This is a genomic window from Halomonas sp. RT37 (assembly GCF_040070525.1).
Classification (GTDB): domain Bacteria; phylum Pseudomonadota; class Gammaproteobacteria; order Pseudomonadales; family Halomonadaceae; genus Halomonas; species Halomonas litopenaei.
This window is the reverse complement of sequence record NZ_CP098827.1, coordinates 4159989-4186047: the sequence shown is the minus strand read 5'-3', so window position 1 is coordinate 4186047 and position 26059 is coordinate 4159989. Positions and strand designations below refer to the sequence as shown.

The window sequence follows — 26059 nt, the reverse complement described above, 5'->3', positions numbered from 1 at the left end:
TACCTCATGATTGAGAGAGGGGTGCGCGAAACGGCACTACCGAGACTTGAGGCAGACGTAGCGATCCTCCGACGTTGGTGTAGGCTGTGCCGTAATGATCCGCAGGTGCCGGAAGAGGTGGCCCAGATTCTGGCGCGGCGGATGCTGAATGGTCAGTCCGGATACTTTGCCATGTTGCCAGCACCACCCTTTACTCGTCGTGCCCTGGGCACCCTTGTCGCCTTTCTGATGTCGGCCCCGTTACCCGCTATCGCCGCCAACTGTGGTGCCTCGGGAGGGCTGGCTTTTGTCGGTGTCACCAACGATGGTTCGCGCTCGGTGTGGTTGTCGGGGACCTCGCCGGGTGACTTCGGGTTGGAGGCGGCGCAGGGAAAGCAGAGCGTCGATGAGTGGACGCGCAATGCCGGCGGCCTGCACCTGACCCTGTCGCCAGTGGTATCCAACGGCAACGGTGGTGTGCACAAGCTTCTGGATCTGGGGGGCAACAAGGATTGTCTGCTGGATACCCAGAACCAGAAGGGTGGCTTCACATTGCCGCCGGCCGGGCAGATCCCGATGCCGGAGCGTCCGGGCATTTCCCCTCCCATCGGCAAGATCTTTCCTGATTTTTCCCGCCCTGGCGGGGTGACGCCGCCGATAGGTACGGTGCCGCCAGGCTTCCGGCCACCCACCGGGGTGACGCCGCCGATAGGTACGGTGCCGCCAGGCTTCCGGCCACCCACCGGGGTGACGCCGCCGGTAGGGACGGTGCCACCGAACTTCCGGCCGCCCACCGGAGTGACGCCGCCGATAGGGACGGTGCCGCCAGGCTTCCGACCCCCGACCGGGGTGACGCCACCGATAGGCACGGTGCCGCCAGGCTTCCGACCCCCGACCGGGGTGACGCCGCCGATAGGCACGGTGCCTCCAGGCTTCCGACCCCCGACCGGGGTGACGCCACCGATAGGCACGGTGCCGCCAGGCTTCCGACCCCCGACCGGGGTGACGCCGCCGATAGGCACGGTGCCTCCAGGCTTCAGGCCACCCACCGGGGTGACGCCACCGATAGGCACGGTGCCTCCGGACTTCAGGCCGCCCACCGGAGTGACGCCGCCGATAGGTACGGTGCCACCGGACTTCAGACCACCCACCGGGGTAACGCCGCCGGTAGGCACGGTGCCTCCGGACTTCAGGCCACCCACCGGGGTGACGCCGCCGATAGGCACGGTGCCTCCGGACTTCAGGCCACCCACCGGGGTGACGCCGCCGATAGGGACGGTGCCACCGGACTTCAGACCACCCACCGGGGTGACGCCACCGATAGGCACGGTGCCACCGGACTTCAGGCCACCCACCGGGGTGACGCCGCCGATAGGCACGGTGCCTCCGGGCTTCCGGCCGCCGACCGGGGTAACGCCGCCGATAGGTACGGTGCCCGCCCCCGAACGTCCGCCGGTGGGGGTGACGCCGGGGCGGCCCACCCTGGGGCAATGGAGCCTTCCTCCGAACGTTGCGCGGCCGGGCGAGGTAGCGCCCCCCATCGGTGTCGTGCCTCCGGATGTTAGGCCACCTTCCGGGGTGACACCTCCCATCGGCGTCGTACCGCCTGAACAGCGTCCGCCGTCGGGTCTGACACCCTCTTTGCCATCGATGCCCCAGGGCCAGATCGTTGGCCGTGTCGACGCGGCCGAGTGGTATGCCGGGCGGGTGCCGCTGCCGGCTAACCTCTGCATCGACCCTCGTCACGACCCCAGGCTCGGGGGCGCACCGCTGGCCGACGGCACCCTGCCGGTGGTGACCTGCCCCGAGAACCTGCTGCGCCAGCACGCCCAGGCAAGAACCCGGAACGCGCTGGAGGCCACCTTGATGGAACAGGTGCCGATCACCGCAGGGCGTCAGGGAGAGCCGGTCTCTCCCTAGAACACCTGGGTGGATGCTCGTTATACCGATATCTCCGATGACCGTGATGGCCAGGATCTGGATGGCGAGGCCCAGGTAGTGGCGGTGGGGGTCGACCGCTGGGTGTCGGAGCAGGCGGTGGCGGGTGTCAGTTTTAGCGTCGACTCGAGCCGCTCTGACAACTTTGGCGGCGCCTGGGACAGCGACAGCGATGGCTTCAGCATCTCGCCCTATGTCGCCTATCGACTGTCCGAGCGCTGGGCGTTGGACGCATCGCTGATCTGGCGCTGGGGTGACAATGACACCGAACTGGCGACCCTGGATGGCAGCTTCGACACCCGTAGCTTCGGCGGCGCGCTCAATGCCCACGGTCAGTACCGCTGGGGGGAGGCCCTGTTGCGTCCCACCGTCTCGCTGTTCTACTCCCGTGAGCGCAGCGACGACTATGACCTGGACGGCAAGATCCTGGGGATACCGGTGGAGGTGGAAGTGCCCGGCGACTCCTACAGCACTGGCGTCGCGTCGGTCAGTGGTGAGCTTAGCCGTATCTACCACACTGACCACGCGGGTCTGATCATGCCCTACGCCGAACTGGGGGTGGACTGGGCCTTCGAGCAGCCCAACGACGGGCGCTACCTCAACGAGGATCTGGAGTGGGAGGACCCTTCTGACCTGACGGGTACCCTGCGCACTGGCGCTCGCTGGTTTGTCGGCGAGGCCACCCTGCTCGAGGCCAGCGCCGGCTATCTCAGCATCGGCCATGATGACCTGGATATCTGGGAGGGGCGGTTGTATCTCTCCTACCGCTTCTGAGCGGGTGCGTCAGTCACGCTGCTGGCGGGAGATCAGCGCTACGTGATCGAGAAAGGCGCGAAACAGCTCGGCCTGACTCGTGACCTGCAGGCGCTGATAGACGTGCTTGCGGTGGACCTTGACGGTGCCGTCGCTGATGCCGAGCTCTCGCGCCGCCGACTTGGCCGAGTGGCCCGCGAGCAGCAGGCGCACGATATCCTGCTCGCGGCGGGTGAGCACACCCTGGCCAAAACTCGAGAAGGCGGCGTCGACGGGCTCGACCTCCTGGTGTTGCGGTTCGAAGGCACTGCGTTGCCAGCTCCAGAACCGCTGAAGCAGGGCTTCGACGATGGGCGTCAGGTGGCGTAGCGCCTGTACGGTGCGCCGAGTCACCGGTGGCGACTGGGTACGGAAGCCGAGAGACAGCACCATCACGGTGTCGTCGCTGACCCGTGCGAAGAGTCCGATCTCATCCTTGAGTCCCAGGCCGCGATAGTAGTGGTGGTAGTACTCGCTGCTCTCGAAACGGTCCGGCGCCAGATCGCGCAGTCGATGGGTACCGTTATCCTGACCAGACTCGATGGCCTGGAACATCGGGTCGAGCAGGTAGACGCGACTCAGATAAGGGTCGATGTCGCGCTGGCGGCGTTCGGGGGGATAGTTGTCATGGACCACTCGCGGACGGCCTCGGCCCTGGTAGGCATGCAGGATCAGGGTGTCCAGGGGCACCAGCTCGGCGAGTGCCTGCTCCAGCTGTCGCGGAAGGTCGCTGCGATCGGCACCCTGAATCAGGCCAGCCAGTCGTTGGTGCCAGGCCTGGGCCGCGCTGGATGCCAGGTAGTCGATGGGAGTCATGAGGCTCGCTGGGTCGAAAGTCTGAAGCCCACACTGTATCACTTCGTTATTGGTGTCAGTGGTCGTCCCGAGGGTCTGCCGGGCTCGGCGTGACGTGGCGCTGGGGCGAGTCGGGCTGCTATCTTGGACTCCTTTGCCAACGGGACGGCAGCATGAGCGTGAGCATGACGACTCCAAGGGGCGGCGACAGGGCGAGCCGGCGCGAGATCTTCGGCTGGGCGATGTTCGACTTCGCCAATCAGGCCTACACCCTGCTGATCATCACCGTGGTGTTCGGTGAACTCTTCACCACGGTGATCGTCGGCGACCGAGGCGACGACTTTCGCCTGGCCAACCTGCTGTGGAGCCTGGCGCTGGCGCTGAGCTTTCTGCTGGTGGTGGTGACCGGTCCGCTGTGTGGTGCGGTGATGGACTACCGCGCCGAAAAGAAGCGCTTCCTGTTTGCCAGCTATCTGGCCACCATCGCCACCACCGCCATGCTCTACTTCGTCGAGCCGGGCTACGTGGCGCTGGGCTTTGTGTTGATCATCCTGTCCAACTACGCCTACTCCATGGGTGAGTCCTTTATCGCGGCCTTTCTTCCGGGGCTTGGGCCGCCAGAGAAGCTCGGCGCCATCTCCGGTTTCGGCTGGGCGCTGGGCTACGTCGGCGGACTGGTGGCAGCGGGCTTCACCCTGGCCATACTGGGCGAGGCCACCGCGGATAACTTCGAGCGGATCCGTTGGGTCGGGCCCTTCGCCGCGGGATTCTTCCTGTTGGCGGCGATACCAACCTTCGTCTGGCTCAAGGAGCGCGCCGAACCACAGCCCCATCGCCAGCCCTTCGCCCGCATCGCCTGGCAGCGGGTATCGACCACCTTGCACGAGCTGCGTCGGTTCCGTGACCTGGGTCTGTTTCTGACCTCGGTGCTGTTCTCCATGGCTGGCGTCTACATCATCATCGCCTTCGCCTTCATCTATGGCGCCCAGGTCATCGGCTGGCAGGAAAGCACCCGCAACCTGATGTTCATCATCGTCCAGATCACCGCCGCGGCAGGGGCACTCGGATTTGGCTTTATCCAGGACCGCATCGGTACCCTGGTGACCTATCTGATGACTCTGGTGCTGTGGGTGCTGGCGATCCTGGCCATCTGGGCCACCCCCGAGGTCACCGCCTGGCTAAACGCTACCTGGGGACTCGACTGGCAGGCCGAGCAACTGTTTCTGGTGGTCGGCTGCCTGGCGGGCCTCAGCCTCGGCTCCAGCCAGTCGGCCAGCCGGGTCCTGGTAGGCCTGTTCTCGCCCCGCCAGAAGGCGGCCGAGTTCTTCGGGTTCTGGGGGTTGGCCAACAAGCTGGCGGGGGTCATCGGTATCGTCGGCCTGGGACTGCTGCAGGCGGCGGTGGGGCTCAAGGCTTCGATCCTGTTGTGCGCTGCCTTCTTCATCATCGCCATCGTGATCTGCGCTGGCGTCAATCAGCGCCGCGGCCAGCGGGTGGCAGGGGAGTGGGAAGCCAGGCTGGACGATACGCACTGAACCACCTGGGCCGAGGGAACGCTATCGAGGACCTTGGCCGAGAGACCCGCTCCGAGGACGTTTGAATGCTGCCGGACGCGCTGTTCGCACCCGATACTCTGATCCTTTTGTCGGCCATCTTCGTCCTGGCAGGACTGGTCAAGGGAGTGCTCGGCATGGGCATGCCCACGGTACTGCTGGCGCTGTTGACCGCGACCCTGGGGCTGCCTCTGGCCATGGCGCTGATGCTGGTGCCCACGGTGGTCACCAACGTCTGGCAGGCCCTGGTGGGAGGGCATCTGCTGGCGCTATGCCGTCGGCTCTGGTTGTTTCTGTTGGCGGCGGTGCTGGCGGTCTGGCCGGGGGTATGGGTGCTGGCCAGCGTCGAGGCTCACTGGCTGTCGTTGCTGCTGGGGCTGTTGCTGATGCTCTACGCACTGATGAATCTGAGCGGGCGACGGCTGCGCTTCTCGGGAAGCCCGGTCCAGGCCGGCGCCGTCGGCGCGATGAATGGCGTCCTGACCGGGCTGACAGGCTCCAGCGTCTTCCCCGGGGTGCCCTTTCTGCAGGCCATCGGTCTGTCACGGGACGCCCTGGTTCAGGCCATGGGGCTGTTGTTCAGCTTGTCGACCCTGAGCCTGGCGCTGGCACTCGGCGAGAGGGACTTGCTCTCCACCGACCTGCTGCTGGCGTCGAGCCTGGCGCTGCTGCCGGCGAGTCTTGGCATGTGGTGGGGCGCCTGGCTCAGACGCCGGCTATCCGAGGCGCGCTTTCGCCAGGTGTTTCTGCTTGGCCTGCTGGCCATGGGCGGCTACCTGGTGACGCGTTCGCTGCTTGCGGCTTGAGCAACGACCCGGGCGACCCGAGCTTCATCGAGAGCTGCATTGGGCCGTTGCAGGCGCCGTCAGGCGTTGCCGGGGCGCCCCAGGGTTCGTTACTTCGGACGTTCCAGTGAGAACAGGTCGGTGCAGCGTGCGTAGTCGCTGCCGGCCAAGCGCCCGATCGGGGCCAGGGCGTCGCAGCTGACGTGTCGACCGTTCCACACCCGGGGATCGGCGTGGATGACGGTCACCTCGGCCAGTACCAGGTTGCCTGACAGCGGACGGTCGCCGAAGTGCAGGATATCGTGAAGGCGACAGCCGAAGGCAACCGGTGCCTCCTGAATACGCGGTACCCGCAGGTCTCCCAGGCTGGCCTTGGTCAACCCGGCATGGTCGAACTCGTCTCCCTCGGGCGGCAGGCTTGCGCTGGTGGCGTTGAGCGCCTCGGCCAGCGCCTCACCACCGATATGCACGATGCACTCGCCGACCTGCTTGAGGTTGGCGATGGTGTCCTTGGTGGCGCCTTCGCCGTTGAGCAATGGAGAAAACGCCAGCACGGGGGGATCGACGCTGGCCACATTGAAAAACGAGAAGGGCGCCAGATTGGCGTGACCGCTCTCGCTCAGGGTCGACACCCAGGCGATGGGACGCGGAGCGATGGCTCCGGAGAACAGTCGATAGATCAGGCCGGCGTCCAGCTCGCTGACCTTGAGGGTGGCGTCGTCGCTCACTGTCGAACTCCTTGTGTTCATTGTCGTTGCAACAGCACCCGTTGTGCTGGTGCCAGTTGGCGTGGGGCGGTCCAGGCGCTATCCCAGCACGCCGAGCCCGACAGGTCCAGCCTTGGCGGAGATGCGTGATCGAGGCCATCGCCTCGGTCCTGGAAAGGCGCCAGGGCCGCCAATCAGGCCCCGGTGCCTGGTCGGCGACGGCGAGCGTTCAGGGAATCGGTGCCTCGAGGAAGTCACGCAACTGCTTTTCGGCCTGCTGGATGTTCACCACGCCGTCGATGTGGCCTCGGTCACCCTCCAGGGCCTCGAGGGTCACCGGGGTGCCGTCGGCCTCGATCAGTGCGGCGGTCTCGCGAACCTTCTGGGGCGAGAACACCAGGTCGTCTTCGCTGTAGAGCATCAGGGTCGGGGCCTCGATGGCGGCCAGGCCCGCCTCCAGGCTGTCGCCATGGCCGGTCATGAAGGCCTGGTTGGCCTTGACCAGGTACAGCAGATGGTTGGCGTCGGCGGTGGCAGCCCGCTGTTCGGCGACGCTGTCCAGGGTCGCCTCGACCTCGTACTGGGCTTCCAGTGAGCTCATCGGTGAGGTGTTGGCGTCGGCCCAGTCGCGGTCGAAGGTGGCGTCCGCCCAACGCCAGTGGTTGGCCTGCAGGGTGATCAGCTTCAACGACTCGCGTAGACCGTCGAGCGGTGGCGTCTGTGCGTAGTAGTCACCGCCGCGCCAGTTGGGGTCCAGCGTGATGGGAGCGGCCCAGGCGTCCAGGCTGGCGATCAGCCAGGGATCGGCCACGCCCGCACCGATCACCGGAATCAGGCGTTCGACCCGCTCGGGATAGGCGCTGGCCCACTCGTAAGCCTGCAGCGCTCCCATGGAGGCCCCCATCACCGCGTGCAAGCGCTGGATACCGAGATCATCCAGCAAGGCCTTCTGCACATTGACGAAGTCGCGAATGGTTACCAACGGGAAGTCGGTGCCCCAGGGCTCGCCGGTGTCGGGGTTGTGACTGGCAGGACCGGTGGTGGTGACTCTGGGGTCGCCGGCGTTGAGGTTGACCAGGGTGTCCGACGACACGACGTAATAGCGGTCGGTGTCGAGCGGCTTGCCGGGGCCGATGATGGCATCCCAGTAGCCGGGGGTCTCTTCACCGTCATAGCGGCCGGCGGCGTGACTGGTGCCGGAGAAGAAGTGGGTGATCAGGATGGCGTTATCGCCTGCCTCGTTAAGCTCGCCATAGGCCTCCCAGCCGACTCTGACCGGGGCGATGGTGTCACCGCCGACGGTGGTGTAGCTTGGCATCTCGAAGACCTGTTTGGTGACATTGTCCAGGCCGGTGGAGGCCGCCTCGTCATCGTTGTCGGCGCTGGCCAGTGCCGGCGAGGCGATAAGCCAGATCGAGGCGACGAGGAGGCCAAGGGCGACGGCGACGCCAGGCTGGCGCCGGTCATGGAGAGCGGACGCATAAACTGTCATCATGAACCTTCCCTGGTGGTGGTTGGCGCGGACGATGCCGCGTACAGACACCAGTACAGCGTTCACCTGGCGCCTTCGCCATGCTGCCTTCGTCGTCCCGGCGCGAGGAGGACGAAACCGCCCGTGAGGAGAAACCGATGACCCAGCGACAGGGGACACGTGGCCCCGGGCTCGCCATGATGCTGTTGTTCTGGGTGCTGTTCATGGGGCTCGGTGGCTGGTGGGCGACGTCCTGGCTGGAGCAGCGCCTGAACCCCAATGCCAACCTGAATCAGGTGGCCGAGGGCGAGCCGTTGAGGCTCAAGCGCGGGCCTGGCGGACACTTCGTTGCGCCCGGCAGTATCAATGGCACGCCGGTGACCTTCCTTGTCGACACCGGCGCTACCCGTGTCGCTCTGCCGGGAGATCTGGCGGCAAGACTGTCGTTGCCGGACCTCGGCAGCGCCTGGTTTCATACCGCCAATGGTCGTGCACAAGGCACCCTGACACGCCTCGACAGCGTTACCCTGGGCGGCCTGTCGGCGACTCGGGTCGATGGCTCCATCAGCCCGGGCATGGAAGGTGAGACGGCGCTGCTGGGCATGAGCTTTCTCGGACGCTTCGACATTGCCATCCGTGGCGATATCCTGGAATTGCAGGCGCGCGGCTCCTCGTCACCGAGAGCCGACGCCGCTCCACACAAGGAGATTCAACCATGACCGCGCTCTCTCGATTGCGGCTGAAGTGGCCCATCCTCCAGGCTCCCATGGCCGGCGCCCAGGACGAGACACTGGCGCTTGCGGTCACCGCAGCCGGAGGTCTGGGAGGCCTGCCTGCCGGCATGCTGGCCCTCGAGGCGCTGGATCAGGCCCTTGCAGCGGTGGAAGGACAAGGCCCGGTCAACGTCAACTTCTTCAGCCATGTGTCGCCCGAGCCTCAACCGAGTCGACTGGAGAAGTGGCGAGCGTTGCTGGCCCCTTACCATGAAGAGTTGGGAATCGCGCCGCCACCTCCAAGTGACACGCCTACCAGACGGCCGTTCGACAGCGATGCCTGTGCCATCGTCGAGCGCCACCGTCCCGCCGTGGTGAGCTTTCATTTCGGTCTACCTGAGGCACAACTGGTCGAGCGGGTGAAGGCCTGCGGTGCGCTGGTGCTGTCTACCGCCACCACGGTGGATGAGGCCCGGTGGCTGGAAGCCCATGGCGCCGACGTGGTGATCGCCCAGGGCCTTGAAGCAGGCGGTCACCGGGGACATTTCTTGAGTGACGACCTGAGTCTTCAGTTGCCGCTGGCGTCATTGCTGCCCCGGGTGGTCGAGGCTATCTCGTTGCCGGTGGTGGCGACCGGAGGGATCGGCGACCCCCAGGGGGTCCGGCAGGCACTGGATCTGGGCGCCCAAGCGGTCCAGATCGGTACCGCACTGCTGTGCTGCCCCGAGGCATCGGTGAGGGCCGTCCACCGCAGGGCGCTGCTGGATGATGAAGCCTCCACCGACATCACCAATGTCTTCTCCGGTCGGCCCGCCCGCGGGATCGTCAATCGTGCCATGCGCGAGCTGGGGCCGCTGTCGGATGAGGTACCCGACTTTCCGCTGGCTGCCAGCGCCCTGTGCGAGCTGCGCGCGGCCCACGAGTCCCGTTGCAGCGGTGACTTTTCTCCGCTGTGGGCGGGCCAGAATCGGCGCCACTGTCGTGAGGTACCGGTGGCCGAGCAACTCCAGTGGCTGGCAGGAGAACTCGAGGAGCAATGAGGAGCACGTCTTCCTGTGCGCTCGCAACGCCAACCTGGCGACAAGCGTAGATTGCGGTTCCTGGGGGCAGGTCAGGGTCGCGAGGCAGCGCTAACGCTTCGGAAATCCGCGGCGCGTTTGCATAACATGCGGCTTCGCTCTGGCACACAAGGTCGTGGCGCGTTTGCATAACATGCGGCTTCGCTCTGGCACGCAAGGCCTCGGCGCTCTGGCATAACATCCAGCTTCGCTCTGGCATAAAAAAGCCGCGGCACTCGGCGATGAGTGGCCGCGGCTTCTGCTGATATCGGTTGATTATTGCTTTACCGATGTATTACCGCCTTGCGGCGGGGCGAACGACATCGCCGAGCATGCTTTCGGTCTGTCGATCAGCACTCGCCTTCGGCGCACTTCTCGGTCTCGGCCAGGTCCGCGGCGTAGATGATGACGTCACCGTCTGTCTCGTTCTTCCACCAGTGCCAGATCTCGTTGAACTCGGCGATGATCGACGGCGCCTTGTGAACGCGCGGCTGCTCATGCTTGGAGTTGTACTCGACGATCTCGCCCTGGAACACGAACAGGATAGCCGGGCGGTTCTCGTGGGAGTGGTAAGGCACGATGCCACCTGGTGCCACGTCGACGCGGCGGAAGCGCAGGTGACGTTGCTCTAGCGGTGCAGCGCCTGCCGGCAGCTTGACGTCCGCAAGGTCGATGTAGGCCAGTGTGGTATCGACCTCGTCAACGGGTTCCATCGGCGGATTTTTCTGATGTTCAAACATGGCGTAATTCCTTCTTGCGCAGCGTTGGGTTTGGTGGGGCGTGTATCACCGTGGTGATCTTCAGGTATCGGGGTAGATGTCTTTGACGGCCAGCACCGCATTGATGGTGACCGGGAAGCCGGCATAGGGCGCCAGCTGCATGAACAGTTCGACCAGCTCGTCACGGGTGAAGCCCAGTGAGCGTGCGATGCCGATATGGATGCGTAGCTGATTCTCGTGGCCTCCACAGGCCAGTGCCGAGAGCGTGGCGCTCTGGCGCAGCTTGGGGTCCAGGCCATCACGACCGTACATTTCGCCAAAGGGGAATTCGGCGACCAGGCGCATCAGGTCGGGGGCGAAGTCACCGAGCTTTTCCTCCAACGCTTGTGCGGCGGCGGGATTGTGCTTGCGGAAGAAGGCGAGTCCCTTCTCCATGTTGGGTGAAACGGCGGTGGAACTCATTTTCCAGCATCCTCATGGCGACGGTAGTGGTCGGGGTAATCGCATTCCGTGTCGGCCTTTCCGTAATCGGCGGCAGCAGGAAGACAAGCCATTTTTTTGCCGCTACCAATCTCTATGTCGTTTGAAACATACGACTGTTTTATCTTGCTGAGTCATCACTTCTTGTCGGACTGATCCGTTTGCTCAGCTTGGTCGGTGCCGGGCCTGCAACCTTACCGGCACCGCTATGCCATAACGCCTATCGGGACCCGTTGCCGATCAGTGGGTGCCCTCGAACATGGCTCTCAAGTCGACGCTGTCCTGCTTGCCGATGTCGTCGTAGTGTTGCTCGATCCAGTCCTGGGCGCGTTTGCGGCCGAGATCTCGCAGATGGCACAGGAAGTCCCACTCGGCGTTGAGCTTCGATGAGGCCCCGAGGGGTTTCAGCAGGTCCTGGCTATCGATGATATGGACCAGCATGTCGCGATAGTTCTTGGGGTCGAGGTGGCCTTCGTGGATCAGTCGCTTGACGAAGGCGAGGGCCCTCAACTCCTTGAGTAGACTGGCATTGAAGGTGATCTCGTTGGTGCGATTGAGGATCTCCTGGGCGCTGGTCGGCGACCCCTCACGCTCCACCGGATTGACCTGGACGATCAGGATGTCTCGGGACTCGGTGGTGTGATAGAAGGGAAACAGCGGAGGATTGCCGGAATAGCCGCCGTCCCAGTAGGGCACCCCGTCGACTTCGACCGCTTCGAACAGGAAGGGCAGGCAGGCCGACGCCATCACCATGTCGGGGGTGAGTTCGGCGCGATCGAAGATCTTGACGCGCCCGGTCTCGGCGTTGGTCGCGGCCACGAAGACCTTCATCTGGTCGCAGCCACACACATTGTCGAAGTCGACCTGCTCGACGATGATGTCCCGCAGGGGGTTGTACTTCATGGGGTTGAACTGGCTCGGCGAGAAGAATCGCGTCATCAGGTCGAAGTAGACGTGGCCCGGCGAGTAGTCGAGGCTCCAGTTTCCGCTAAGACGATCCCAGGGGGTGCGCTGCAGAATGCTGAAGCGCGCCGACTGAGACACGGCACGCCAGAACGTTTCCAGTTTTTCGCGCCCAGCCTCTCGCCCGCCCTGGACCAGACCATCGGCCAGAACGACAGCGTTCATGGCGCCAGCGGAGGTGCCGGAAATGGCCTCGATCTCGATGCATGGGTCGTCGAGCAGGGCATCGAGGACCCCCCAGGTAAAGGCGCCGTGAGCGCCTCCACCCTGAAGTGCCAGACTTATTTTCTTGGGTGGCTTGGCCATCAAGCTCTCCTGTCATCTTGGTGCGGTCGTCCGTGAGGCCGTCTTCCCTTGCCGGGAAAAGTGCGGCAGCAGCGGCGTCGGCGGCAGGTTCGCCGCATGCTCTACCCTGTCGAACGGTGCTTCAGTGTGCTGTCCAGCCGCCATCGACCGGCAGGGCGATTCCCGTCATGGAGGCGGCGCCGTCCGAACACAGGAACAGCGCCGTGGCCGCCAGTTGTTCGGTGGTGACAAATTGGCGGGTCGGCTGGTTGGCGAGCAAGACGTCGCGAATGACCGAGTCCTCGGAGATACCGCGTGCCTTGGCGGTGTCGGGAATCTGCTTCTCGACCAGAGGCGTCAGCACGTATCCCGGGCAGATGGCATTGACGGTGATGCCGTGTTCGGCGACTTCCAGCGCCACGGTCTTGGTCAGTCCCAGAACGCCGTGCTTTGCGGCCACATAGGCCGACTTGAAAGGCGATGCCACCAGAGCATGGGCGGACGCGATGTTGATCACTCGCCCCCAGCCACGTGCCTTCATGCCAGGCAAGGCGGCCTTGGTCAGGTGAAAAGCGGAATTCATGTTGATGGCGATGATCGCGTTCCACTTGTCCTCGGGGAACTCGTCCACCGGTGCCACGTGCTGAATACCGGCGTTGTTGACGATGATGTCCACGCTGCCGAATTCTGCCTCGGCCCGCTTGTGCATGGCGCTGATCTCGCCGGGGTCCATCATGTTGGCGTTGTCATAGACGACCTTGACGCCGTGCTTTTCGAGACTGGCACGGGTGGCCTCCACGTCCGCGGCGGCCTCGATACCGTTGATGACCAGGTTGATGCCCGCCTTGGCGAAGCCTTCGGCGATACCGAGACCGATACCGCTGGTGGAGCCGGTGATGATGGCGGTCTTCTGCTGGGGCATGGATCACTTCCTCTAGAGACGAGATCGCCGGCGCTGGCCGGCAGGAACTTGCAGCGTGTTCATGGCTTGACCGATAGGTCGCTTCACTGGCCTCGCTTCGTCGACGAGCTTTTTCGATGGCTTCATCGTCGGGCTGTATCGACGAGCTTTGTCGATGCCGTCATCGACATCGACCAGCTCCACAGAGCTCGACGTGTTTCACCGAGTCCGATCAGGCGGCAGGCCGGCAGCAGGCTCGTTGGTCATGGCCTTGCTCGACAGTGTCACCAGCATAGACTGGCATGCAAGATTCGGCTTTTGCTGAAATGGCTTTATCCACATAATGCTCATCAATGCTTAGCAGCAAAGCCGTTTGCCGCCTGACGAATACCCGGGCGCGCGTCGGTAACTTCCTTGGGAGCGCAGCGAACCACTGGTAAAATGCCTGCATGAATCCCAAGTCGCCCACGCTACCCGCCGACCTGCGCGACGATCCTCTCTACTATCTGCGTCACTTTCAGTTTGTGCTCGACTGGGTGATGGCACGCCACGCCGACCTGCTGGCAGAGCCAGAACAGCGCTTTATCATGGCCTTCGGCGAGCTGCCGGAGGCAGCCCAGGCGTTGCTGGTCCGCATGGTCTCGCGCAAGGGTGAGCTGTTTCGCACAAGTCGCCTGGTCTACACCGAGGTCGATGATCTCGAGCAGGCGCTGAGCCGACTGGCGGCGGCGCAGCTGGTGGAGCTTGATCCCGTGCTGAGTCTCGATGACCTGCTTGCACAGTTGCGCCTGCCCGAGGCTCGACGGGTCTTCGCCGAAACTGTGTCCGCTTGCGGTCTGCCCACCTCGGTCTCCAAGTCACGTCTGTGCGAGGCGCTGGACGGCCAGTTCACGCCGCGGCGCTGGAGCGCCTGGTGGCCTGAGTCCGACGAGACCCTGGTGCGGGTCTCGGTAATGTCGGTGTGTGATCGACTGCGCCTGATGTTCTTCGGCAATCTGCGCCAGAGCTGGTCCGATTTCGTGATGGCCGAGCTTGGCCATATGCGCTATGAACGGGTGAGTTTCGATCCCGCGTCGCGGGGGTTTCAGCAGCGTCAGGAGGTGGATGCCTATCTCTGCCTGCATCGGCTGCGAGAGCGATTCGACGACGGCGAAGCCGTGGCTGATATCTGGTCGGCAGTACCAAGGCTGCCCGACGACAACCCCTGGCTCGCGGCACGGCGGTCTCGCCTGCTGCTGCGTCTGGGCCAGCAGGCCCAGCGAGAGGGGCAGGTGGCGCTGGCGCTGGAGATCTTCTCCTTTGCTGGCCCGGGCGAAGCGCGGGTGCGTCGACTGCGCCTGCTGGAGCGAGAGGGAGAGCATCACCAGGCGTTGACGCTGGCGACCCAGGCGCTCGAGGCACCGCTGGACGACGCCGAGCGCCAGGCGCTTGCCCGGCTGGTGCCGCGATTGCAGCGCCGCCTGGGTCTGCCGGTGCTCAAGCCGGCAGCACAGGCGCCGCCGCAGAGCTGGAGCCTGAGCTTGCCGCCACTATCGCTGGCGGCCAGTGGCTCGGTGGAGCTGGCGCTGCGTGATCACCTGGCCCGGGATGAGGCCCCAGCCTTCTACGTCGAGAATCACCTCTTCGCCGGGCTCTTCGGGCTGCTCTGCTGGGACGTCATCTTCGCCCCCTTGCCGGGAGCCTTCTTTCATCCCTTCCATCGCGGGCCGGCGGATCTGTATCGGCCAGACTTCGTATCGCGGCGGCGTGATCGCTTCGATGCCTGCCTGGAGGCGCTGGCGAGCGGCGACTACCGCGAGCGTATCAGGGCCCGCTGGCGCGACAAGCAGGGGCTGGCCAACCCCTTCGTCTACTGGGAAGTGCTCGACGAAGCCTTGCTGGAACTGGCGCTTCACTGTATTGCGCCTGAACACCTGGCGGTGCTGTTCGAGCGCCTTCTCGAGGATCTCAAGGCCAACCGATCGGGCTGGCCGGACCTGATCCAGTTCTTTCCCGATGCTGGCAAGGGCCAGCCCCGCTATCGTCTGATCGAGGTCAAGGCGCCAGGAGACCGGCTGCAGGACAACCAGCGACGTTGGCTTGAGCACTTCCAGTGCCACGGCATTCCGGTGTCGGTGTGCCACGTGAGGTGGTCCGATGGCTGAGGGATCTTCATCGTCTGACGATGCCGAGACAGCCACCTCGGACACGGCCGAGTCGGTCTCTCTCAGCGTCGGCGTGCGGGAACTGTGCGAGTTCACCGGTAGACGCGGTGATCTGGATCACCGCTTCACCCCGGCCCCCAGCTCTCGGGAAGGGATAGAGGGGCATGCCCGCGTCGTGGCCCGACGTGGCGAAGGCTACCGCAGTGAGGTGATGGTGGTCGCCACCCTCGAGGGTCTCAAGGTCCAGGGGCGCATCGACGGTGTGGCCGAGAACGGTGGGCGACTCGAAGAGATCAAGACCCACCGGGGACGCCTGGAGCGCATGGCCGACAATCAGCGCGCGTTGCACTGGGCCCAGGTGCGGGCCTACGGCGCACTTTGGTGCCGCCAGCAGGGGCGCGAGCGGATTACCCTGGCGCTGGTCTATCTGGATCTGGTCAGCGGTCGCGAGACTTGCCTGAGCGTCGAGGCCGAGGCCGCCACGCTGTGGCAGGAGCTTGAGTCGGCCTGTCGCGCCTATCGAGCCTGGGCGCTGGCCGAAGCCTCACATCGCCGGCGGAGAGATGAAGCGCTGGACCGTCTGACGTTTCCCTACCCTGCGTTCAGGCCTGGGCAGCGCGAGATGGCCGAGACCACCTACAAGGCCGTCGCCACTGGCCGGGATCTGCTGATCGAGGCGCCGACTGGCATCGGCAAGACGCTGGGGAGCCTGTTCCCGCTGCTCAAGGCGATGCCCCGCCAGGCGCTGGACCGCGCCGCCTTTCTGACCATGAAGACCACCGGCCGACAGCTGGCGCTGGCGGCACTGGCGCAGCTCGACCCTGGCCCACAGCGCAAGCTGCGCACGCTGGAGCTGATCGCTCGGGACAAGGCCTGCGAGCATCCGCAACTGGCCTGCCACGGAGATAGCTGTCCTCTGGCTGAGGGCTTCTACGACCGCCTGCCCGAGGCGAGGCAGGCGGCTGTGGAGCAGGGCTGGCTAGATCGTGACGGGCTCAGGCAGGTGGCGCTTGAGCATCGCGTCTGCCCCTACTACCTGGGCCAGGAGATGGCTCGCTGGTGCGATCTGGTGGTCGGCGACGTCAATCACTATTTCGACTCGAGCGCGCTGTTGCACGGCTTGGCCCAGGCGCGACAGTGGCGCCTGGGTGTGCTGGTGGACGAAGCCCACAACCTGATCGAGCGTGCCCGTGGCATGTACTCGGCGAGCCTCGATCAGCGTCGCCTGGCGCGCCTGCAAAAGGAGGCGCCGGGGGCGCTGCGCCAACCTCTGGCCAGGGTGATCAAGCAGTGGCAGGCACTGGTGCGTCAGCACGGCGGAGAGGACCCGGGCAGTCGCGAAGCGCCACGCTGGTTTGCCCTCGACGCCTTGCCGGCGGAGTTGATCGGCTCCCTTCAGGGACTCTGTGGTGCCATCGGCGACCACCTGGGCGAGCATCCGGAGGACACCCAGCCGGCGCTGACCGACTGCCTGTTCGAGGCGTTGGCCTTCGTTCGGCTGGCGGAGCGTTTCGGTGATCACTCGCTGTGCGAGCTCACCCGTCACGGGCGCGGGCGGGCACGACTGGCCATCGTCAACCAGGTGCCCGCCGACTTCCTGCGGCCCCGTTTCGCCGCGGCTCACGCAAGCGTGCTATTTTCCGCGACCCTGGCGCCACCACGCTATCAGATCGACCTGCTGGGGCTAGCCGAGGACACGGTATGGTCCGAGGTCGCGTCGCCTTTTGTCGCCGAGCAGCTCGAGGTGCGGGTGTGCGCGCAGCTGTCTACCCGCTACCGCGATCGGAAGCGATCCCTGCCGGGAATACTCGACGTCATGAGCGCGCAGTACCGTCGACGTCCCGGCCACTATCTGGCGTTCTTCTCGAGCTTCGCCTACCTGGAGCAGGTGCGAGAAGCCCTGGCCGAGGCCCATCCCGACATTCCTCAGCGCGCCCAGCGACGCGCCATGAGCGAGGCGGAGCGGGAGGCCTTTCTGGAGGACTTTGTGCCAGGGGGTGAGGGAATCGCCTTCGCGGTACTCGGAGGCGCCTTCGCCGAAGGCGTCGACCTGCCCGGCGAGCGTTTGATCGGTGCCTTTGTCGCCACCCTGGGGCTACCCCCCAGCGATGCCCGCCAGGAGGCGCTGAAGACACGCCTCGAGCAACGCTTCGGTCGCGGTGACGACTACGCCTATCGTATCCCCGGGCTGATCAAGGTGGTCCAGGCGGCCGGGCGGGTCATTCGCGGGCCCCAGGATACTGGCACCCTGGTATTGCTGGACGATCGCTTCGTCAGACCTGAGGTGCAGGCGAGGCTGCCCCGCTGGTGGGAAACGGCCCGGCGCTGACGTCGTCCCTGTGTCTGACCTGTCGCTGCCCTTGTCCGTTCTCTGCCCTTGCCTGGGCAGACTGGCCCTCGACGTGGCCGGTGAATGGCAGTGCAAGCGGCTTCTGGCACAAGGGCTGGAGGTTCTGGCACAAGGGCCGGAGGTCAGGACTCGTTGGCCGAGCGCTTGGTGTCGTCGCCATCCGAGGCTTGGCGCCGGGGGATTTCCTCGACCCGGGTCAGGATGTCCTCGTCGGCCTCGAACAGGGTCTCGAGCTCCTTGGCCGCCTGCCGCACCGTCTGCATCTGCTTCTTCTCGTTGCCGAAGACCTCGAGCTGACGCCGCAGGGTCTCCTCGTCGTGGGGGCGGAAGGTGTCGATGGTGTGCTGGGCCTGGTCGCGGGGCACACCGAGCCCGATCAGCACCTCACGGGTCATTTCCAGGCTCGCCGGCAGCAGCTCACGAAGGATAAAGCCGACCTTGGCACGCATCAGCAACTGGGCATGGTGACGATCTCGGGCACGTGCATAGATCTTGAGGTGGGGGAAGCGCTTGCTGGCGCGATGGATGATGCGCATCGAGATATCCGGATCGCCGACCGCGACCACCAGCACCTGGGCATGACGCGCGCCGGCGGCATCCAGCAGGTCCAGTCGGGTAGCGTCGCCGTAGTACACCTTGTTGCCGTAGCGACGCACGAAGTCGACGTGGTCGGCATTGATGTCGAGGACGGTGTAGGGGATCTCGAGCCCTTGAAGCGCCCGCCCCATGATCTGACCGAAGCGACCGAAGCCGACCAGAATGATGCGTGGCGAATCATCGTCCATGGCATCGAAGTCGCGCTTGGGCCGAGGCTTCTTGAACAATGGCCGAACCAGCCGTTCGTGGCCCAGAAACAGGATCGGTGTGGCGGCCATGGACAGCGACACTACCAGCACCAGAACGTGCACGAGGTCCTGCGCCAGCAAGGCGGCTGAACCCGCGGCGGTCAACAGCACGAAGGCGAATTCTCCGCCCTGTGACAACAGCACGCCGAGGGTGGTGGTCTCGCGCCAGCCGCAGCGGTAGACCCGAGCCGCGATCATCAGGCTGGCGCCCTTGGCCAGCAGCAGCAGTGCGGTCAGGCCCAGCACCAGCCCAGGAGACTGTGCCAGCAGGCCGATCTTGGCGGTCATGCCCACCGCCATGAAGAATAGCCCCAGCAGCAGACCGCGAAACGGTTCGATGTCGGCCTCGATGCTGTGGCGATACTCGGAATCGGCCAACAGGATACCGGCGATAAAGGCGCCAAGTGCCATGGACAGCCCGGCCAGCTCCATCAGCAGGGCGGCACCGATCAGTACCAGCAACGACATGCCGGCGAACACTTCGCGGCTGTCGGTGGCAGCGGCCAGGCGGAACAGCGGCGGCAGCAGCTTGCGCCCGCCAAAGATCAGACCGGTGAAGGCGGCGACGGCGATGGCGACTTCCTTGAGCACCGCAGTCATGCCGCCGCTGACCAGCGAGTCGGCGGCAAGGATCGGAATCACCGCCAGTACCGGAATGGCCGCCATGTCCTGGAACAGCAGCAGCGCAAAGGCATGGCGTCCGTGGCGGCTGTTGAGTTCCTGGCGCTCGCCCAGCAGGTGTAGTACCAGTGGCGTAGAGCACAGCCCCAGACTGAAGCCCACCACCGCCGCCGCCACCGGCGGAAGGCCCAGTGCCAGGGCGGTCAGGCCCAGCACCAGGGTAGTGATGGCCACCTGCAGGCTGCCAAAGCCGAACACCGCCTTGCGCATCAGCTTGAGCCGTGCCGGTTTCAGCTCCAGGCCGATGACGAACAGCAGAAAGACGATACCGACCTGCGAAAACTGCAGTACCCCTTCGGCGTCCGGTACCAGGCCGAGGGCCGAGGGACCGATCAGCACGCCGGCGATCAGGTAGCCGAGCACTTCCCCCAGGCCGAGGCGTTTGATGATCGGGACCACCAGCACCGCCGCAGTGAGAAAGATCAAGACGTTGAGAAGCAGCGCGGTGGCCAAGGTCGGGTCTCCAGGGCGGCTCGTGGGTGGGCCCCATAGCATACCTGATGTCACCGGCATGCATGTTATGCCGATAGCAGCGTGGGCGCTGGGGCGGGGCTCTGTTGCAGGAGGGCTCTGTTACAGGGCGTTGATGCAGGGTTCTGATGCAGGGCTCTGAGGCGGAGCTTTGCTGCGGAGTGCTGGTGCCGGGGCTGGTTCGCGGTGCTGGACAGCCCCCGGCGTCACGGCACCTTTAGCGCCGTGGGCCGCAGCGGGGGCTTCTGCTCATTCGGACGAGAGGCTGTCCTCACCGAGGGCGACATAGCCTGGCAGTGCCTGGATACGCTGGATCCAGGCACGAATGCCGGGAAAGGCGCCGAGATCGAAGCCGCCCTCGTGGGCCACATGGGTGTAGGCGTAGAGCGAGATGTCGGCGATGGTGGGGTGCTCGCCCACCAGAAAGGGCGTAGCCTCCAGCTGACGCTCCATGACGCCGAGCGCCTTGTAGCCGCCTTGCTGCTTGGCGTCGAATTCGGCCCGCCGGTCCTCCGGCAATCCGAGGTAGAGCGAGATGAAGCGCGCCACGGCGATGTAGGGCTCATGACTGTACTGTTCGAAGTATTGCCACTGCAGCACCTTGGCATGGCGGTAACGATCCTCGGGCAGCCACTCACTGCCGCTGGCCAGGTAGTGGAGGATAGCGTTGGATTCCGCCAGAAAGCGTCCATCATCCAGCTCGAGCAGGGGGATCTTGCCGTTGGGGTTGCGGCCCAGGAAGTCTTCTTCGCGGGTGTCCCCGGCCAGGATGTCGATGCCTATCCACACCATGCGAATGTCCAGCAGCGATGCCAGCAGCTTGATCTTGTAGCAGTTTCCCGAGCGTGTATCGCCGTAGAGATTCATGGAGGTGTCCCCTGGTGCATGGATGATGAGTCTATGGTGTCACTATTGCGGGAGGCGGGAAGGTCGACAGCGCGATTCGGCACTGAGCGACGCTGCGGGAGTCGCAGTGGCATCTGGCAGCTTCTATCCTGTTCCAGGCGGTCAGGGCCGCCCCGTACCGAAGGGTAGTCTACCCCTTGTAGCATGGAGCTGCGCCCCAGTAGCAAGAGCGGCGAGAGCGGCAAGAGCGGCAAGAGCGGCAGGATGGGCAAGAGCGTCGAGCTGGCCCGACTCGAAGTCAAGGATGCCGGAGGTAAGGCGATGGATGACAGGCGTGCCGCAAGGTGGCCAGCACGACTGCTTGGCCTGTTGGTGCTGGCGACAGCGTTGGTTGCACTGGCCGCCGGGGGCTACCTGCTGGCGCTGGGGGGCTCGGCGTACTACGTGCTGGCGGCGGGGGGGCTGGCGCTGACCGGATGCGGCCTGATGGCACGATGGCGCCTCGCCCCGGGGCTTTACGCTTTACTGCTTGGAGCAACCCTTGGCTGGGCACTGTGGGAAGTGGGGCTGGACGCCTGGCGCCTGCTGCCGCGTCTGGGCCTGCCGGCATTGCTGGGGCTGGTGCTGCTGTTGCCCTGGTTCTCCCGCGGTGCCTACGCCTGCTGCAGGCAGGCGCTGGGATTGATGACGCTCTCTTGCTTGTCCTTGCTGCTGTTGCTGGCCTTTCTCCCTGCTGTCGAACCGTCCTTGTCTTCGCGTCCCGAGAGTCATGGCTCCTCGGTGCCCAAGGCCCCGGCAAACCCCCAGGGTGAGTCCGCCACTGGCCTTGATGCGCTATGGCGTCTCGAGCTGGAGCAGGAGAGGGCGGAGGCAGAGACAGAGAACCACTTGGCCACCGCCTTCCCTCTGGTCATCATCGACGACCGACTGATTGTCTGTACCTCGAGCGGCATCGAAGCTCGCATGGTCGCTACCGGCGAGCGTCTTTGGTCACACCCGAACAGCGACGGAAAGGGCAACGAGGACAATATCGAGCCGCTGGGGCCCTGTCGCACGCTTGCCTATCACGATGCCGCTGAGCGAACGCAGGATATGGTCGAGGGCGTCTTTGCGCCTACCCCCGGGGAGGGCGAGCCGGATCCCCTGGAAATGTCGGCGACCCATGAAGGTGCCGGGGAAGAGGGGGTCGCGGAAAGCGATCTGGTCTGTCCGCAGCGGCTGTTCGTTGTCACCCGAGATCGGCGCTTGCTGGCGCTGGATGCCGACACCGGCAGACACTGCGAGAGTTTCGGCACCGACGGCCAGGTCGACCTGGCCGAAGTGGCCGAAGTGGCTGACGTGGTCGAAGTGGCTGACATGAGTGCCGACACATCCGCCGAGATGCTGAAGGGAGCCGCCGGCATCCAGGTCACCTCGCGACTGGTACTGCTGACGGGGTTCGGCCCCGAGGTGGTGGCGCTGGACATCGCCACCGGCGATCGCATCTGGCGCTGGCGGCCCGAGACGCCAGGCACCTACCACCTTCGCATCGTCGCCGTCGATGAGACCCAGGGCCTGCTGATGGTGGCTGCCCCTGCTGCCCCTGCTGCCCCTGCTGCCTCTGGGGCCGAGCGCCGCCCGGATAACGTCCGAGATGAGAGTGAGCAGGGCCCGGGAGGCCGGGTGACGGCGCTGGAAGTGACCACCGGCGAACCGCTATGGACGCGAGCGCTGGATCTTGCCCCCATGCCCGGCGAGGGGGCGATGCCTGTCGATGCGGTGATCACAGCGTCGACGGCAGCAAAGGACGTTGTCATGGTCAGCCTGGACGATCGGCCCCAGGCGGTGGTGGTGGCGACGAGCGAGGGCAGGCTGTTGATGCTGGACATGCCCAGCGGGGAGACCCTGGCGTCGCTTGACCTGAGGCCACCACCGCCGCTGTCGGCAGAGACCTGGCGAACACCGCCCTCTGACCCGAAGGCACTGCGCGAACGCGACATGTGGGGACTTTCGCCGGTGGATCAACTGCTTTGCCGTATTCGCCTGCGGGCCAGGGACAGCGCTGGGCCAGTCACCTTGCCGGCGTCGCTGGAGCGGCTGATCCGACCGACGCTACCCTTGGCGTCACCCCGTGTGGCGCTGAGGCTCGGCCCGGATGGGCAAGCGCTCTACGCCAGCGTCGGCTCCCGTGGTGCCGACCCTCGTCATCCCTGGCTATCCTGTCGTACGCCTCCCTGGGGGGAGCTGGTCAAGGTCGAGCTGTCCGCGCTTTACGCTCTGCGCGGCAGTGATGGTAGTGATGATAGTGATGGTAGCGATAGCTCGGCGATCGTCTGGCGTCGCACCGTCGGTGACCTCGACGTCGAACTGCCTCAGGAGTTGCGCTTGCCGTTCGAGCTTTCGCTGCCTGTCGGAACGGCGAATCTGTCGGCACCGATGATGCTCTCGGGTAGTTCCGGCGATGCAGCGGTGGTCGTCGCGGACCAGACAAGGTCAGTCGCGCTCTACGCCTTCGCTCTGGATGATGGTCGGGCATTGTGGCGCCAGCGAATGGTCGAGGGGGCGCGGGGTGCAAGCCAACTTACTCACCAGGGCAGGAGCGAGGCGAAGGTGGTGGCGCTTGTCCTGCCGCAAGGTGCAGCGCCTTCAGACCAGGCCGCCGAACTGGTGGTGTACGCAGCGCCCGAGGCTTTGCCCCAAGGGGGTGGCACGAAGTGAGCGATGGCGGGCGTCGGTCCCGCCGCGCCCGGCCATGGCTATGCTGAAAAACAACATTGCAGGTTACGCAGGGGGCACCCATGAGAACCATGTTGATTGTCGTCGTCGGGGTGGTCGTGGTCCTGGTGTTGCTGTGGCGCTGCCCCAAGCCGCGACAGCACACCGCCATGTGGATATTCAGCCTCGCCTGGCTGGCGATATGCGCCTGGAACCTGAGCGTCGGGCTGTCGCACGGCTACGCCCTGGGCGAAGAGTTGCTGGTCCATGCGCTGCTTTACGGGGTACCCGTGGGGCTTGGCTGGTGGCGGGTGTGCAGGGAGCCGTCCTCGATCTGACTGGTGCAACAGAGGCTGGCGCTCTGTTCAGTCGCCGGGCGCCTTTTGTTTATAGTGGCCGGGGATCTTGACGCGCTCGCCATTGGGCAGCGTCTTGACGTGGGTGGGAACGTAGACTCGCTTGATGACACTCTTGGATGTCGCCATGACGGACCTCCTGCATGTTCCATGGAGAGGACCTCCGATAGTCCTCATCACTACCAGAGCCTGATGAGGTTGTAAATGAGAGCATATATCTTTTGTCATCAAATCACATTTGACCTGCATCAAGGGAAGCGACCTTTGCCTGCGCAGCGAGTGCGGGGCTAGACCGATGAGCGCCCACGCCCCCCTGATCGAACATCGACACTATCCAGACCGAGTGTTGAGTGACCGCCACGACTTTCAGCAGCTGTTGCTGGGCCGCGGCGGCATGGTGGAACTGGACGTTGGCGGACGTGGTCTGCGCGTAGGGCCGGGCGTATTGGCCCCGGTCCCCAGCGGCGAGACCCACCACTATCTCGCGCCGGGGGCCAACGACATTCTGGTGCTCGACCTGCCGGTGGCCTGGTGCCAGGCCCTGGGGGTGGAGGGGATCTTCGAAAACGAGCGAGCGAGGGGCTATCGCGCGCCGGCGAGCCTGGTCGAGGCCGCGCCCGCCCCGGGCGCCGGCGTCGAGGCGCTGGCCCGGTGGCTTTCCCGCCTGCAGCACGCGCTGGATGAAGGGCGCGGCAGGCCGCTCCCGGCGCCGCGCCTGCGTCTGCTCGAGCTGCTGCCAAGGCTACGCGGCGAGCTGGCCCACCCCTGGCGCGTCAAGGAGATGGCGGCGCTGTGCCACCTGTCCGAGGCGGTCTTCGCCCGTCAGTTTCGTGAGCTGCTCGGAGTGCCGCCGGCGGTCTGGCTGCGCCGTGAGCGGCTGGCCCTGGCGCGACAGTTACTGGTCACCCGGACTCGTTCCGGCTCGGCCATGGCCCTCAGCGAGGTCGCGCTGGTCTGCGGGTTCCACGACGCCGCCCACTTTTCCCGCGTCTTCCGCGAGGCCCATGACGTTTCTCCCGGCGCCTGGCGGCGTCAAGCCGCAACCGCCACGCACAACAGGTCAGAATCGTACAAGACCTAGTGTGGGCGGCTGGCCCACACTCGAGACCTCGATGTTCTGGAGGTCTTTATGCGCTCTTCCTCATCTTCTTCTTCTTCATCTTCTTCCTCTGCCCAGGCGGGGGCATCCTCCGATGCGGTCGACATCTCGCGTAGGCGCGCCACCTGGATCGGTGCCACCACGGTGCTCAATTGGGCCATGCTGGCCCTCTTTACCCAGTTGTCGGGGCCCGTGCCACCGTTTCTGCTCACCGCTCTGGCGTTCGGCGTGGCCTTTGTGTGCTTTGTGGTCTATCAGTGCCTGCGCGGCGAGGCGGTGCTGGCGCCGATGCGCCAGCCGCCACTGGTCTGGGCGCTGGGCGTCGGCGGGCTGTTCGGCTACCACGCCCTCTACTTTATCGCCCAGCAGAACGCGCCGCCGGCCAACGCCGGCCTGATCAGCTATCTCTGGCCGCTGTTGATCGTGCTGTTTGTCGCTCTGCTGCCCGGCGAGCGCCTGCGCGGGTTTCACGTGGTCGGCAGCCTGCTCGGTTTCGGCGGGGCGGTGCTGTTGATCGGCGGAGACGTCGACGCCGGCGGTAGCCTCCTGGGCTACACCGCCGCCTTCGCCTGTGCCTTCGTCTGGAGTGGCTATTCGGTGCTGTCCCGGGCCACCCGCACGGTACCCACCGCCGCGGTGGGGGGCTTCTGTCTGGTCACCGCGATACTGGCGGCAGCGTGTCATCTGGCCTTCGAACCCGGCCGCTGGCCCCAGGGCAGCGCCTGGTTCGGTGTCATCGCTCTCGGCCTGGGACCGGTGGGCAGCGCCTTCTTTACTTGGGATATCGGGGTCAAGCAGGGGGACCTGCGGCTGCTGGGTCTGCTGGCCTACTTCACGCCGCTGCTGTCGACCCTGGTGCTGGTGGTGACCGGCTTCGCCGCGCCTACCCTGTGGCTTGCCGGGGCGGCGGTGCTGATCACCCTTGGGATGCTGATCGGCAGCGGCTGGATTGGGCGTAGAAGGTCGTCCCGGGCGTCGGACTGATACCCAGCCGGGCGACTGTATCCTTGGGACAATAGGGAGCCTCAAGCGCGTCTTTCAAACTGGCCTCGGCGTTCGACAATAACGTCGGTCTTTCAAGGAGGACGCCAGTCATGAAAGAACACGATTTCGAACTACGTTTTCGACTGCCCCGAGGGGTGAACCCCGAGGATCTCGCCGAGCGGCTGTGTGACGACGGCTGCCGCGACGCCCTGGTCGGCAGGGCCCACGATGATGAAATCGCGCTGCAGTTCTGCCGCGCGGCGGCCTGCTCCGGCGAGGCCATGCGCAGTGCGCTGCAGGATGTGATCAGGGTGGAGCCCAAGGCGAGGTTGCTGGTCAGCCGCTAGGGCTTGCCTGAAGACGCCGACGACGCCGGCAGAGCGCTCGATACACGCAAGACCCGGTGACGGGCCTTGCGCATTTTTATGCCAGTGAGGCCGTCGTCAATGA

23 protein-coding genes are annotated in these 26059 nt (G+C 65.3%); 13 read left to right on the top strand and 10 right to left on the bottom strand.

Going from position 1 to position 26059, the window contains the following annotated elements:
- Positions 1 to 152: 152 nt before the first annotated feature.
- A complete protein-coding gene (locus NFG58_RS18140; RefSeq protein ID WP_348827121.1) occupies positions 153 to 1358 on the bottom strand; it encodes a hypothetical protein in 1206 nt (401 codons plus the stop codon).
- A 199-nt stretch (positions 1359 to 1557) separates the two neighbouring features.
- On the opposite strand from NFG58_RS18140, the gene NFG58_RS18135 reads away from it, so the two are divergent.
- Positions 1558 to 1899 (top strand): hypothetical protein, encoded by a 342-nt coding sequence (locus tag NFG58_RS18135; protein WP_348827120.1) that lies wholly within the window; start codon positions 1558 to 1560, stop codon positions 1897 to 1899.
- Between the two features lie 9 nt (positions 1900 to 1908).
- Positions 1909 to 2691, top strand: coding sequence for an autotransporter outer membrane beta-barrel domain-containing protein (locus NFG58_RS18130; protein ID WP_348827119.1), 783 nt, complete (start codon positions 1909 to 1911; stop codon positions 2689 to 2691).
- A gap of 9 nt (positions 2692 to 2700) precedes the next feature.
- Here the strand turns inward: NFG58_RS18130 and NFG58_RS18125 are convergent, their stop codons facing one another.
- Positions 2701 to 3525, bottom strand: a complete 825-nt coding sequence (locus NFG58_RS18125; RefSeq protein ID WP_348827118.1) for a helix-turn-helix transcriptional regulator — start codon at positions 3523 to 3525, stop codon at positions 2701 to 2703.
- A gap of 164 nt (positions 3526 to 3689) precedes the next feature.
- Here NFG58_RS18125 and NFG58_RS18120 point away from each other — a divergent pair, with 164 nt between their 5' ends.
- Positions 3690 to 5039 (top strand): MFS transporter, encoded by a 1350-nt coding sequence (locus tag NFG58_RS18120; protein WP_231498595.1) that lies wholly within the window; start codon positions 3690 to 3692, stop codon positions 5037 to 5039.
- A gap of 65 nt (positions 5040 to 5104) precedes the next feature.
- A complete protein-coding gene (locus NFG58_RS18115; RefSeq protein WP_045991241.1) occupies positions 5105 to 5863 on the top strand; it encodes a sulfite exporter TauE/SafE family protein in 759 nt (252 codons plus the stop codon).
- An 89-nt stretch (positions 5864 to 5952) separates the two neighbouring features.
- On the opposite strand, the gene NFG58_RS18110 is transcribed toward NFG58_RS18115, so the two are convergent.
- Together NFG58_RS18110 and NFG58_RS18105 are read right to left on the bottom strand one after the other, a co-directional pair.
- Positions 5953 to 6570 (bottom strand): flavin reductase family protein, encoded by a 618-nt coding sequence (locus NFG58_RS18110; RefSeq protein WP_348827117.1) that lies wholly within the window; start codon positions 6568 to 6570, stop codon positions 5953 to 5955.
- 208 nt (positions 6571 to 6778) lie between these two features.
- The gene (locus NFG58_RS18105) at positions 6779 to 8044 is read right to left on the bottom strand and encodes a homoserine O-acetyltransferase (protein ID WP_348827116.1); all 1266 of its coding nucleotides are present in this window, start codon (positions 8042 to 8044) and stop codon (positions 6779 to 6781) included.
- 134 nt (positions 8045 to 8178) lie between these two features.
- Here NFG58_RS18105 and NFG58_RS18100 point away from each other — a divergent pair, with 134 nt between their 5' ends.
- Both NFG58_RS18100 and NFG58_RS18095 read left to right on the top strand, forming a co-directional pair.
- Entirely contained in the window at positions 8179 to 8739 is a 561-nt protein-coding gene (locus NFG58_RS18100; protein WP_108132253.1) for a retropepsin-like aspartic protease, read from the top strand.
- Positions 8736 to 9773 carry a nitronate monooxygenase gene (locus NFG58_RS18095; protein ID WP_108449724.1) on the top strand — a complete coding sequence of 346 codons (1038 nt, stop codon included), beginning with the start codon at positions 8736 to 8738 and terminating at the stop codon, positions 9771 to 9773. The genes NFG58_RS18100 and NFG58_RS18095 overlap by 4 nt, the downstream gene beginning before the upstream one ends.
- Before the next feature lie 368 nt (positions 9774 to 10141).
- Here the strand turns inward: NFG58_RS18095 and NFG58_RS18090 are convergent, their stop codons facing one another.
- The 4 genes from NFG58_RS18090 to NFG58_RS18075 all read right to left on the bottom strand — a co-directional run bounded on the left by NFG58_RS18090 (position 10142) and on the right by NFG58_RS18075 (position 13160).
- The gene (locus tag NFG58_RS18090; protein ID WP_052704216.1) at positions 10142 to 10531 is read right to left on the bottom strand and encodes a cupin domain-containing protein; all 390 of its coding nucleotides are present in this window, start codon (positions 10529 to 10531) and stop codon (positions 10142 to 10144) included.
- Positions 10532 to 10591: 60 nt separating this feature from the next.
- Entirely contained in the window at positions 10592 to 10972 is a 381-nt protein-coding gene (locus NFG58_RS18085) for a carboxymuconolactone decarboxylase family protein (RefSeq protein ID WP_052704215.1), read from the bottom strand.
- A 258-nt stretch (positions 10973 to 11230) separates the two neighbouring features.
- Positions 11231 to 12259 (bottom strand): patatin-like phospholipase family protein, encoded by a 1029-nt coding sequence (locus tag NFG58_RS18080; RefSeq protein WP_045991237.1) that lies wholly within the window; start codon positions 12257 to 12259, stop codon positions 11231 to 11233.
- 121 nt (positions 12260 to 12380) lie between these two features.
- The gene (locus tag NFG58_RS18075) at positions 12381 to 13160 is read right to left on the bottom strand and encodes a 3-hydroxybutyrate dehydrogenase (protein WP_045991236.1); all 780 of its coding nucleotides are present in this window, start codon (positions 13158 to 13160) and stop codon (positions 12381 to 12383) included.
- 428 nt (positions 13161 to 13588) lie between these two features.
- On the opposite strand from NFG58_RS18075, the gene NFG58_RS18070 reads away from it, so the two are divergent.
- Together NFG58_RS18070 and NFG58_RS18065 are read left to right on the top strand one after the other, a co-directional pair.
- On the top strand, positions 13589 to 15283 hold the full coding sequence (locus NFG58_RS18070; protein WP_222516094.1) for a VRR-NUC domain-containing protein: 1695 nt from the start codon (positions 13589 to 13591) through the stop codon (positions 15281 to 15283).
- Complete coding sequence (locus tag NFG58_RS18065) at positions 15276 to 17612, top strand: ATP-dependent DNA helicase (RefSeq protein WP_348827115.1); 2337 nt, start codon at positions 15276 to 15278, stop codon at positions 17610 to 17612. Before NFG58_RS18070 ends, NFG58_RS18065 begins: the two co-directional genes overlap by 8 nt.
- 143 nt (positions 17613 to 17755) lie before the next feature.
- Here NFG58_RS18065 and NFG58_RS18060 read toward each other — a convergent pair whose 3' ends face one another.
- Together NFG58_RS18060 and NFG58_RS18055 are read right to left on the bottom strand one after the other, a co-directional pair.
- Complete coding sequence (locus NFG58_RS18060; RefSeq protein ID WP_348827113.1) at positions 17756 to 19612, bottom strand: monovalent cation:proton antiporter-2 (CPA2) family protein; 1857 nt, start codon at positions 19610 to 19612, stop codon at positions 17756 to 17758.
- 267 nt (positions 19613 to 19879) lie between these two features.
- Positions 19880 to 20497: a glutathione S-transferase family protein gene (locus tag NFG58_RS18055; RefSeq protein ID WP_108132258.1), complete on the bottom strand. Its 618-nt coding sequence runs from the start codon at positions 20495 to 20497 to the stop codon at positions 19880 to 19882.
- A 183-nt stretch (positions 20498 to 20680) separates the two neighbouring features.
- On the opposite strand from NFG58_RS18055, the gene NFG58_RS18050 reads away from it, so the two are divergent.
- From NFG58_RS18050 to NFG58_RS18030, 5 genes are all read left to right on the top strand, one after another.
- A complete protein-coding gene (locus NFG58_RS18050; protein WP_348827111.1) occupies positions 20681 to 23173 on the top strand; it encodes a PQQ-binding-like beta-propeller repeat protein in 2493 nt (830 codons plus the stop codon).
- 80 nt (positions 23174 to 23253) lie between these two features.
- Positions 23254 to 23508 carry a hypothetical protein gene (locus tag NFG58_RS18045; RefSeq protein WP_045991231.1) on the top strand — a complete coding sequence of 85 codons (255 nt, stop codon included), beginning with the start codon at positions 23254 to 23256 and terminating at the stop codon, positions 23506 to 23508.
- Between the two features lie 313 nt (positions 23509 to 23821).
- A complete protein-coding gene (locus tag NFG58_RS18040; protein WP_348827110.1) occupies positions 23822 to 24607 on the top strand; it encodes an AraC family transcriptional regulator in 786 nt (261 codons plus the stop codon).
- 48 nt (positions 24608 to 24655) lie between these two features.
- On the top strand, positions 24656 to 25609 hold the full coding sequence (locus NFG58_RS18035) for an EamA family transporter (protein WP_348827109.1): 954 nt from the start codon (positions 24656 to 24658) through the stop codon (positions 25607 to 25609).
- A gap of 110 nt (positions 25610 to 25719) precedes the next feature.
- Positions 25720 to 25956 carry a hypothetical protein gene (locus NFG58_RS18030; RefSeq protein ID WP_045991287.1) on the top strand — a complete coding sequence of 79 codons (237 nt, stop codon included), beginning with the start codon at positions 25720 to 25722 and terminating at the stop codon, positions 25954 to 25956.
- Positions 25957 to 26059: the final 103 nt, after the last annotated feature.